Here is an 11,162-nt window from a genome sequence, read left to right on the forward strand (position 1 = left end):
TGCTTTTGCGCTTTTCAAAAGTGAGCCGCTGTAAAAGCGGAACCAATATCAGCCGTTACCGCAGGAATGGATATGTACTCGGTCTGATCCAACATCCTGGTCGGCTGTCAGGCCGCCATCGGGAGCAAGCCCCCTCCCACATTTAGATCCTGGGGTGTCAGGTAGAGATGCTTCGGCTGTCAGGCCGCCACGGGGGCAAGCCCCCTCCCACACTTGCAGACAATATCAGGCCAATTCGGCGCGCAGTTGGCGGGCGGCGGTGACCATGTGAATGAGCGCCGCCTCCGTCTCCGGCCAACCGCGGGTCTTCAAGCCGCAATCGGGGTTGACCCACAAACGCTCTGCCGGAATCCGCTTGGCGGCCTTGCGCAGCAAGTTAGCCATCTGCGATACATCCGGCACCCGTGGCGAGTGGATGTCATACACACCGGGGCCGATGTCGTTCGGGTAGTCAAAGGCTTCAAAGGCATCAAGCAACTCCATGTCCGAACGCGACGTTTCGATGGTAATCACGTCGGCATCCATCGCCGCGATCGACTCGATCACATCGTTGAACTCGCTGTAGCACATGTGAGTGTGGATCTGGGTTTCATCGCGCACACCGCAGGCGCACAGGCGGAACACTTCAGTAGCCCAGTCCAGGTAGTGTTGCCACTGCGCCTGGCGTAACGGCAACCCTTCGCGGAACGCGGCTTCGTCGATCTGCACGATCTTGATGCCAGCGGCTTCCAGGTCCACCACTTCGTCACGAATCGCCAGGGCCAGTTGCCGGGCCTGCACTTCGCGGCTCACATCTTCCCGCGGGAACGACCACATCAGCATCGTTACCGGGCCGGTCAACATGCCCTTCAATACCTTGTCGGTCAGCCCCTGGGCGTAGCGGATCCACTCCACGGTCATGGCTTTCGGTCGGCTCAGGTCACCGAAGATCACTGCCGGCTTCACGCAACGAGAACCGTAGCTCTGCACCCAGCCGAAACGAGTGAACGCGTAGCCATCCAGTTGTTCGGCGAAGTACTCGACCATGTCGTTACGCTCGGCCTCACCGTGCACCAGCACATCCAGGCCGAGGTTTTCCTGCACCTGGACAGCGTGCTTGATCTCGCTGTGCATGGCTTCGACGTATTCGGCTTCGCTCAACTTGCCAGCCTTGTACGACTGGCGCGCCAGGCGGATCGACGCGGTCTGCGGGAACGAACCGATGGTGGTGGTCGGCAACAGTGGCAGGTTCAGGCCGGCGCGCTGCTTCTCGATACGCTGGGCAAACGGCGATTGGCGCTGGCTGTCCTGCTCGGTGATGGCGGCGACGCGGGCTTGTACGGCAGGCTTGTGGATCCGTGTCGATGCCTGGCGAGCAACCTGTACGGCACGGCTTTCAGCCAGGGCGGCAAGTACCGCGGGTGCCTCGGGCTGGTCGACAGCTTGGGCCAGCAGAGCCACTTCTTCGCACTTTTGCACGGCAAAGGCCAGCCAGCTTTTCAACTCGGCATCCAACTTGTCTTCACGGCCCAGGTCGACCGGGCTGTGCAGTAACGAGCAGGACGGCGCGACCCACAGGCGATCGCCGAGCTTCTCATGGGCATGCTGCAACGTGGCCAGGGCCTTCTCCAGGTCGCAACGCCACACGTTGCGGCCATTGACCACGCCCAGGGACAACACCTTATAGGCCGGCAAGCGATCCAGGATAGTCGGGTACTGTTCCGGTGCTCTCACCAGATCGATGTGCAGACCATCCACCGGCAAGTTGGCCGCCAGGCCGAGATTTTCTTCCAGGCCACCGAAGTAGGTAGCCACCAGTTTTTTCAGCGGGTCCCGCTGGATCAGGTTATAGGCACGCTCAAACGCGTTCTTCCAGTCCTGCGGCAAGTCGAGCACCAGGATCGGCTCATCAATCTGCACCCACTCAACGCCCAGGTCCGCCAGGCGCTGGAAGATCTGCCCGTACAGCGGCAGCAAGCGCTCAAGCAGATCAAGCTTGTCAAAAGCGTCGCCCTTGGCCTTGCCCAGCCACAGGTAGGTCAGTGGGCCAATGACGACAGGCTTGACGGTGTGGCCCAGGTCACGGGCTTCCTTGACCTCTTCGAACAGTTGATCCCAACCCAGGTGGAACTGCTGATCGGCGCTGAACTCCGGCACCAAATAGTGATAGTTGGTATCAAACCACTTGGTCATCTCCTGGGCGTGAGCACCGCCGCAGCAGTTGTCACTGACGCCGCGAGCCATGGCGAACAAGGTGTGCAACGTGGCGTGGCCATCGGCCGGGCGGAAACGCTCGGGGATCACGCCAAACATCAGCGAGTGAGTCAGCACCTGGTCGTACCAGGCGAAATCACCAGCAGGCAGCAGTTCAATACCAGCCTGTTTTTGCAGCGCCCAATGGGTCTTGCGCAGGTCACGGCCAACGGCGCGCAGGCCGGCTTCGTCGAGCTCGCCTTTCCAGAACGCTTCCTGCGCTTTTTTCAGTTCACGATCGCGTCCAATGCGCGGAAATCCGAGGGAATGAGCGACTGCCATGACGTAAAGCTCCAATGTCGATGTTTATGGCGCTCATTGTCGGCAGTCGGCAATAGTGAGACAAACTCATTTAATTCTAGATCATCACAAGATCCATTCATGTTCGTACAACTGCGCATTGCCCATAACCGCACTGGCAGTTATTACCGTCATCCTAACGAACGGTCACACTCGTTCCGTATGCTTAAACGCAAGCGCGCAATTTCCGCCCGCTAACCTTTCGATCTGCCCCAAGTGCGGGCACAATGCGTGTCCTTTTTTGGCAGGCACCGCCGCAGGCTCTCAAAAATGATCAAAACGCCGTACTACCTCATCGATAAACAGAAGCTTCTGGTCAACATGCAGAAGATTGCCTACGTGCGCGAGCAGTCCGGCGCCAAGGCTCTGCTGGCGCTCAAGTGTTTTGCCACTTGGTCGGTGTTCGACTTGATGCAGCAATACATGGACGGCACCACCTCGTCGTCGCTGTACGAGTTGAAGCTCGGTCGCCAGAAGTTCGAAGGTGAAGCGCACGCCTACAGCGTGGCCTGGGCCGACGATGAAATCGAAGAGATGCTCGAGAACTGCGACAAGATCATCTTCAACTCCATCAGCCAGCTGCAGCGCTTTGCCGAGCGCAGCGAAGGCAAGACCCGTGGCCTGCGCGTAAACCCGCAGGTGAGCAGCTCCGATTACCTGCTGGCCGACCCTGCGCGCCCGTTCAGTCGCCTGGGCGAGTGGGACCCGGTGAAGATCGATGCCGTGATCGATCAGATCTCCGGCTTCATGTTCCACAACAACTGCGAGAACGGCGACTTCAACCTGTTCGACAAGATGCTCGGCACCATCGAGGAACGCTTCGGTGAGCTGCTGCACAAGGTCAAGTGGGTCAGCCTCGGCGGCGGCATCCATTTCACCGGTGAAGGCTATGCGCTGGACGCGTTCTGCGCGCGCTTGAAGGCGTTTTCCGAGAAGTACGGCGTGCAGGTGTACCTGGAACCCGGCGAAGCAGCGATCACTAATAGCGCCTCCCTGGAAGTCACCGTGCTCGACACCCTCTACAACGGCAAGAACCTCGCCGTGGTAGACAGCTCCATCGAAGCCCACCTGCTGGACCTGCTGATCTATCGCCTCAACGCCAAGCTGGCGCCGAGCGAGGGCGAACATACCTACATGGTGTGCGGCAAATCCTGCCTGGCCGGGGACATCTTCGGCGAGTATCAATTTGATCGTCCGCTGGCCATCGGCGATCGGCTGTCATTCATCGACACCGCGGGCTACACCATGGTCAAGAAAAATTGGTTCAACGGCCTGAAAATGCCGTCCATCGTAGTGAAACAACTCGACGGTACAGTCGAGGTGGTTCGTGAATTTGGTTACGACGACTACCTGTCCAGCCTTTCCTAAGCTGGCGGATATAGGAGAAATAAAGCAATTGAAAAAGAACGTTCTTATCATTGGTGCAGGAGGTGTCGCCAAGGTGGTGGCCCACAAGTGCGCGCAGCACAACGACGAACTCGGTCGTATTGCTATCGCGTCGCGCAACATCTCCAAATGCCAGGCCATCATCGACAGCGTCAAGGCCAAGGGTAGCCTCAAGGTACCCGCCGATATCCAGGCCTTTGCGCTGAACGCCCTGGACGTGGAAGCGACCAAGGCCCTGATCCGCGAGACCGAGTCGCAGATCGTCATCAACGTAGGTTCCGCGTTTCTCAACATGTCGGTGCTGCGTGCCTGCATCGACACGGGCGTTGCCTACCTCGACACCGCCATCCACGAAGAGCCGGGCAAGGTCTGCGAGACCCCGCCGTGGTACGGCAACTACGAATGGAATCACCTGGAAGAATGCAAACAGAAGAACATCACCGCCATCCTTGGCGTGGGCTTCGACCCGGGTGTCGTCAACGCGTACGCCGCGCTGGCGCAGCAACAGCATTTCGACCGCATTGATTCGATCGACATTCTCGACGTCAATGCCGGCTCCCATGGCAAATACTTCGCCACCAATTTCGATCCGGAAATCAACTTCCGCGAATTCACCGGGCAGGTGTGGAGCTGGCAGAACAGCCAGTGGACCAGCAACACCATGTTCGAAGTCAAACGTACCGACGACCTGCCGGTAGTCGGCTCGCAAAACCTCTACCTCACCGGCCACGATGAAGTGCACTCGCTGTCGAAAAACCTCGACGTGCCCAACGTGCGGTTCTGGATGAGCTTTGGCGAGCACTACATCAACGTGTTCACCGTGCTGAAAAACCTCGGCCTGCTCTCGGAAAAACCGGTCAAGACCGCCGAAGGCCTGGAAGTGGTGCCGTTGAAAGTGGTCAAGGCCGTGCTGCCCGACCCGTCATCGCTTGCCCCGGGCTACACCGGCAAGACCTGCATCGGCGACCTGGTCAAAGGCACCAAAGGCGGCCAACCACGCGAGATGTTCATCTACAACGTGGCTGATCACGAAGAGGCGTATGCCGAGACCGACAGCCAGGGCATCTCCTACACCGCAGGCGTACCACCGGTAGCCGCAGCGCTGCTGGTTGCGCGTGGTGAATGGGATGTGAAGCACATGGCCAACGTCGAGGAACTGCCGGCTGAGCCGTTCCTGAAAGCGCTGGACGTGATGGGCTTACCGACTCGGATCAAGGACGAGAACGGCGATCGGGCTTGGGATGCGATTGCCTGAATAGGTGATTGCTGACTGACAAAAAATGCGCCCCCAGGGGCGCATTTTTTGTTTAGGCAAGCACACCACAATCCACCCAAGATAATCGCCAATCCATCTAAGCAACTGTCAATTCTCACAGGTTAAGGGCCGCACAAATTCCACTAGACTGACTCACTTATCCCCTCACCATGTGCGAAAGGAATCGTCATGAGTCCGCAAAAACAAACCAACGACCTCACGGTACATCTGGCCTGGCTGCTCTACAGCATTGCCTGCTATCTGATTTTCCTGACCGTGTTTTTATACCTTATAGGCTTCACTGGTAGCGTGCTGGTGCCCAAAGCCATTAACGATGGGCAACCTGTCAACTGGCCGCTTGCAGCGCTGAGTAACGGCCTGCTGATGATTCTGTTCGCTGCCCAGCATAGCCTCATGGCACGTAGAAGCTTCAAGAACACAATGACCACACTCATTCCCCCCGTGGCTGAACGTTCCACCTATGTGCTGCTCAGCAGCCTGGTGCTTGGGTTGATGTTCTGGCTGTGGCAACCCATTCCATACACCGTCTGGGAGGTTGAAGCGGCTTGGGCCAAGGCACTGTTGTCAGGTGTGTTCTGGCTGGGCTGGGGCATGGTGTTGCTGGCAACCTTCCTGATCAGTCACTTCGAGCTGTTCGGGTTAAAACAGGCCGTTGATCATTGGCGAAACACCCCACAAAAGGCGGCGATATTTAAAACGCCGCTGTTCTACCGTGTCGTGCGTCACCCGATGTACCTGGGATTTTTGATCGCTTTCTGGGCAACCCCGCATATGACGGCAGGCCATCTGTTGTTTGCGCTGGGGATGTCGGTTTATTTGTTCGTGGGTGCCCGTTTCGAAGAAAGGGATCTGGTGCAGCTGTTTGGTGAGCGGTATCGACGCTACAGGCGTGAGGTGGGCATGATTGTGCCGCGCCTCAAAAAGCCACGTCGCTAGATTCCTGCAGGAGCGAGTTTGCTCGCGAAGATCGTCAAGGATGACGCAGGCAGCCTGGATGAACGCTGGGCATCTGCCGGATGCTGAAGGCGCGCAGTTGCTGGTAGACAAAGTCTTGGTGAAGCCTGCCCCGCCGCATAAAGCCAGGCCGTACACCACTCCCCAGAACACTGAAGATGCAAATGTGGGAGGGGGCTTGCTCCCGATAGCGGTGCGTCAGTCAATTAATTTATATCTGACACACGGCTATCGGGAGCAAGCCCCCTCCCACATTGTGTTTTTATAGCGCCTGTTGATCAGCATTCCACTCGCCCCTAGAACACCGACCACCCAATCCGCTCACTCAACAATTCCAACGCCTTCATCCCCGCCAGCGAGTTCCCTGCCGCGTTCAACTCCGGCGACCACACGCACACCGTAAACTGCCCCGGTACCACCGCGACGATCCCCCCGCCTACCCCGCTCTTGCCCGGCAACCCAACGCGATAGGCAAAATTGCCCGCCTCGTCATACAGCCCGCTGGTGGCCATGATCGAGTTGACCTGCTTGGTCTGGCGCGCTGTCAAAATCTGCTCGCCACTGTGGGCACTCACGCCTTCATTGGCCAAGAAACTGAAGGCCCGGGCCAAGTCCAGGCAGCTCATCTGCAGCGCGCAATAGTTGAAGTAGCTGTGCAGCACCGCGTCCACATCGTTATGGAAGTTGCCGAAGGATTTCATCAGGTAGGCCATGGCCGCATTGCGCGCACCGTGCTGGGCTTCGGATTCGGCGACCACGCTATTGACCAGGATCTGCGGGTTACCCGACAGGCGCCGTACAAAGTCGCGCATCGACAAGATCGGCACCGCAAAGCGCGATTGGTTGATGTCGCAGATCACCAGAGCGCCGGCATTGATAAACGGATTGCGCGGGCGGCCGCGTTCGAATTCCAGTTGCACCATGGAGTTGAACGGTTGCCCTGAGGGCTCATGGCCCAGGCGTTTCCAGATGCTTTCGCCGCCGTGATCGATGGCCTGCACCAGGCTGAAGACCTTGGAGATGCTTTGCACCGAGAACAGTGTGTCGGCATCACCGGCGCTGTAAGCCGTGCCATCGTTGCCGTAGACCGCAATGCCCAGTTGGTCGGCGGGCACGTCGGCCAGCGCAGGGATGTAGTCGGCCACTTTGCCGAGGCCGATCAGGGGGCGCACTTCGTCGAGAATCGACTCGAGCAGCGCCTGCATATCTTGTCCTGTCATCTTTGTTTGAATCAGTGAAAAACCAGGCGCGCAGGATACGTCAATGGGCGCGGAAGCCCCACACAATCTCTACCACCCGCTCGGCAACCACCACGTACACCAGGATCAACAACAGTTGTAGCGCCAGGTGATAGCGCAACTTGGCCAGCCTTCGAATGCCGTCACTGACGTTCAGCAACATCAACAGCGTCGACAGGATAATCAACCCCCAACCGGCGACGTTGGAGGCGAACACCCCGATAAACAACTCCTGTTGCCCCACCAGCGTATTGGTCCCCGCTGCGAACAACAGCGCGCACACCAGCAGGTTCTTTACGTTGTCGAAGATCTGTGTGCTCAGGTCGTTGTCCAGCAACGCCAGATATCGCGTCCATAACGTGCGCATACTTGAGTACCGATTGGGAGGGCTCGTCACTCAAGGTAGTTCATTTGCAGGCGCTGTCGAGCCAAGGCGAGGCATTAGAAATGCGCCACGTCCGAGAACAGTTTTTTAGAGGCCTTATCTATAAACGCTCTCCATTTGAGATCGAAGCCAAAAAACAGCTTCTATAATAATCAATCATAATTATTCTTTAATTTTATAATTAGGTTAGAACCAATCGGCATTTTACAGATTCGCCCGTGAGCCCTACTTTCATGCGACGGACCGACCCCCTGCCCGGTGGAGGCTTGTTTACCGACCTCGACAAGGACCTGACCATGAGCATCGAATTCATCGGCTATATCGGCGGCCATCACGCCTCGGAAATCCACCCGCGCAGCGGCCCGACTCTGCAACCGGACTACGTTGAAAGCGTCGCCCGTGCCCACGAAACGGCGGGGTTCGACCGCGCCCTGGTGGCATTCCATTCCAACAGCCCGGACAGCACGTTGATCGCGGCCCATGCGGCCAGCGTCACCACCCGACTGCAATTTCTTATCGCTCACCGCCCGGGTTTTGCCCAACCCACATTGGCTGCCCGCCAGTTCGCCACGCTGGATGTGTTCAACGGTGGTCGTACCGCCGTGCATATCATCACTGGCGGCGATGACCGCGAATTACGCGCCGACGGCAGCCATATCGGCAAGGACGAACGCTATGCGCGTACCGATGAATACCTGAGTGTCGTGCGCCAGGAATGGACCCGTGATCAACCCTTTGACTTCACCGGCACCTACTACCAGGTCGAAGGTGCGCACTCCACGGTGAAGTCGCCGCAACAGCCGCATATTCCACTGTACTTTGGCGGTTCCTCAGCAGCTGCGATCGCAGTGGCCGGCAAGCACGCGGATGTGTATGCACTGTGGGGAGAGACCTATGAACAGGTACGCGAAGTGGTGACCCAGGTGCGGGCAGAAGCGGCCAGGCATGGGCGCACGATTCGCTTCAGCCTGTCATTGCGCCCGATACTCGCCGAGACCGAGGAGTTGGCCTGGCAGCGCGCCGAGCAGATTTTGCAGCAGGCCACAGCACTGGCCGAGCAGCATGGTTTTGTGCGCCGTGAACCGCCAAATGAGGGTTCGCGGCGCTTGCTGGCGGCGGCGGCGCAGGGGTCGCGGCTGGATAAGCGTTTGTGGACCGGAATTGCCGGGTTGCTCGGAGCACAGGGTAATTCCACCTCGTTGGTGGGCACGGCTGAGCAAGTGGCCGAGGCGCTGCTGGATTATTACGATCTGGGGATTACCACTTTCCTGATCCGCGGGTTCGATCCGCTCAATGATGCGATCGACTATGGCAAGAAGTTGATTCCCCTCACCCGCCAGTTGGTCGCAGAGAGGGAACAGGCCCAACAAGTAGCTTAAGAACAATGCGGGAGGGGGCTTGCTCCCTCCCACATTTGATTTGCTGCGCACTCAGGATCAGTTCTTGTAGTCAGTATCAGTGCGCTCCAACTGGCGTACCAGCGCATTCCAATGCCGTGCCACGCCCGGCCCTTCCCCATTGCTGAACACCTTGGCCTGCTGCTCGACCTTGGCTACCACCTCTGCGGGCGGGAAAACCAACTCGGCATTCCCCGCCGCCTGCGCAGCAATCTGGATATTGCACGCGCGCTCCAGGCCTTGCAGTTGCTGAAAGGCGTGCTCAACGCTGACACCCGCCGTCAACAAGCCATGGTTACGCAGGATCATCACGCTCTTGTCGCCCAAATCCGCGACCAGCCGCTCGCGCTCGTCCAGGTCCAGGGCCACGCCTTCATAGCCGTGGTAGGCCACGCGCCCTGAGAACGCAATGGCGTGCTGGGAGATCGGCAGCAAGCCGCCCTTCTGCGCCGACACGGCAATGCCGTCGCGGGTATGGGTGTGCAGCACCGCTTGCAAATCGTGGCGCGCGCCGTGAATGGCACTGTGGATCACATAACCGGCGTAGTTGATGCCAAGGCCCGTAGGGTCATCGACGAGAGTGCCGTCCAGATCGACCTTAACCAGGTTGGACGCAGTGATTTCATCGAACAACAGCCCAAAGGCGTTAATCAGGAAATGCTCATCGGGCCCCGGCACACGGGCCGAGAAATGGGTATAGATATGGTCGGTCCACTTGTACAGGGCCGCCAGGCGATAGGCGGCGGCCAGTTTGACACGCACCTCCCATTCCTCTGGCGTAACACGTTGGCGGACAGTATTGGAAACACTCGATAGCGAGGTGACGCTGCTCATGACAAAACTTCCTGGATGGCCTTAAGGACGTCAGGCCAGCCTAGGGGAAGCAAAAAAATAATAAAAAGCACATTTTAATCTAAGCTAATTATTATTTTTTTTCATATCACGCCACTTCCCGAACCTTATGCAAAGAAGCCGCCACCCATTGCCCGAACGCATCCACCGGCCCTTGCAGGTTGCCGAGAAAGTGCGGATAGATCAGCCACAAATCCATCACCGGTTTGAAATCCTTGAGCGGCATCACTGCCAGGTGCTCGCGCTGAGCGCTGCGTTCGAGCAACGGACGTGGCACCAGGCCAAGGCCCAGCCCATCCGCCACCAGACCCAGTTGCAACTCGGTGCCGAAGGTTTCCAGGTTGACCCGCAACGCCAGGCCCTGGTCCGACAAGGTGCGCTGCAACCCGGCACGGAAGCCGCAACCATCCGGGTTGAGGATCCAGCCGTTCTGGTACACGTCCGCCAGCTTGCAAGGCTTCTTCGGCAGCTGCGCCTTGGCACAGACCACCACCAGTTCCATCTTGCCGATGGACTCGCCGACAACGTTGTCCGGGAAAATCTTGCCCGCCGGGAACAACGCCACCGCCGCATCCAGTTCGCCGCGTTCGATCTTGCCGACCAATTGGCTGCCCCAGCCGGTGGCAACCTGGGCGCGCAGGTCGGCGTATTCAGTGCGCAGGTGCTTGAGCGCATCCAGCAACACCACATCGCCAATGGTTTGCGGGACGCCCAGGCGTAACACGCCGGTGGGCGGTGCATCGGTGGCCACCAGTTCGCGCAGGGCATCCATCTCACGCAAGATCAGCCGGCATTGTTCATAGACGCGGGTGCCGATCAGCGTCGGCTTGAGGGGTTTGGTGTTGCGGTCGAACAGCTCCACCCCCAGCGCCTGCTCAAAGTTCTGCACACGGCGGGTAATAGCCGGCTGGGTCAGTTGCAACGACTCGGCGGCATGGCTGATGGACTGGCAACGAATCACTTCGACAAAGGCATCGATATCGTCAATTTTCATTTGGGCCGCACATAGAGATCAGTCATTAAGATGTGCGTGAAGCATAGTTGTCGCACACCGCTCTGGATAGCCCACCTTGGGATCGATAACGTCTAACGCTATTCACGGCGGTTCTAAATTACCTGTGGCTATAAGCTAATCATTAAAA

At 58.3% G+C, this 11,162-nt stretch carries 9 protein-coding genes; 4 read left to right on the forward strand and 5 right to left on the reverse strand.

Features of this window, described 5'->3' with window-relative positions; genetic code table 11:
* Positions 1 to 225: 225 nt before the first annotated feature.
* Positions 226 to 2,514 (reverse strand): 5-methyltetrahydropteroyltriglutamate--homocysteine S-methyltransferase, encoded by a 2,289-nt coding sequence (gene metE, locus E4O98_RS24225; RefSeq protein ID WP_248089706.1) that lies wholly within the window; start codon positions 2,512 to 2,514, stop codon positions 226 to 228.
* A gap of 288 nt (positions 2,515 to 2,802) precedes the next feature.
* On the opposite strand from metE, the gene E4O98_RS24230 reads away from it, so the two are divergent.
* The 3 genes from E4O98_RS24230 (at position 2,803) to mddA (ending at position 6,130) form a co-directional block, all read left to right on the forward strand.
* Positions 2,803 to 3,900 (forward strand): carboxynorspermidine decarboxylase, encoded by a 1,098-nt coding sequence (locus E4O98_RS24230; RefSeq protein ID WP_032876228.1) that lies wholly within the window; start codon positions 2,803 to 2,805, stop codon positions 3,898 to 3,900.
* A gap of 28 nt (positions 3,901 to 3,928) precedes the next feature.
* Positions 3,929 to 5,173, forward strand: a complete 1,245-nt coding sequence (locus E4O98_RS24235; protein WP_248136462.1) for a saccharopine dehydrogenase family protein — start codon at positions 3,929 to 3,931, stop codon at positions 5,171 to 5,173.
* A 189-nt stretch (positions 5,174 to 5,362) separates the two neighbouring features.
* Positions 5,363 to 6,130: a methanethiol S-methyltransferase gene (gene mddA, locus E4O98_RS24240; protein WP_078821123.1), complete on the forward strand. Its 768-nt coding sequence runs from the start codon at positions 5,363 to 5,365 to the stop codon at positions 6,128 to 6,130.
* 314 nt (positions 6,131 to 6,444) lie between these two features.
* Here mddA and glsB read toward each other — a convergent pair whose 3' ends face one another.
* Both glsB and E4O98_RS24250 read right to left on the reverse strand, forming a co-directional pair.
* Positions 6,445 to 7,353 (reverse strand): glutaminase B, encoded by a 909-nt coding sequence (gene glsB / locus E4O98_RS24245; RefSeq protein WP_248136464.1) that lies wholly within the window; start codon positions 7,351 to 7,353, stop codon positions 6,445 to 6,447.
* A gap of 55 nt (positions 7,354 to 7,408) precedes the next feature.
* Entirely contained in the window at positions 7,409 to 7,753 is a 345-nt protein-coding gene (locus E4O98_RS24250; RefSeq protein ID WP_032876239.1) for a hypothetical protein, read from the reverse strand.
* 314 nt (positions 7,754 to 8,067) lie between these two features.
* Between E4O98_RS24250 and E4O98_RS24255 the strand changes: the two genes are divergently transcribed.
* Complete coding sequence (locus E4O98_RS24255) at positions 8,068 to 9,150, forward strand: LLM class flavin-dependent oxidoreductase (RefSeq protein WP_248136490.1); 1,083 nt, start codon at positions 8,068 to 8,070, stop codon at positions 9,148 to 9,150.
* Between the two features lie 57 nt (positions 9,151 to 9,207).
* Here E4O98_RS24255 and E4O98_RS24260 read toward each other — a convergent pair whose 3' ends face one another.
* Complete coding sequence (locus E4O98_RS24260) at positions 9,208 to 10,002, reverse strand: class II aldolase/adducin family protein (protein ID WP_005787679.1); 795 nt, start codon at positions 10,000 to 10,002, stop codon at positions 9,208 to 9,210.
* A gap of 106 nt (positions 10,003 to 10,108) precedes the next feature.
* Entirely contained in the window at positions 10,109 to 11,014 is a 906-nt protein-coding gene (locus E4O98_RS24265; RefSeq protein ID WP_032876242.1) for a LysR family transcriptional regulator, read from the reverse strand.
* Positions 11,015 to 11,162 lie beyond the last annotated feature (148 nt).

This window comes from Pseudomonas sp. W2Jun17, from assembly GCF_023127795.1.
GTDB lineage: Bacteria > Pseudomonadota > Gammaproteobacteria > Pseudomonadales > Pseudomonadaceae > Aquipseudomonas > Aquipseudomonas synxantha_A.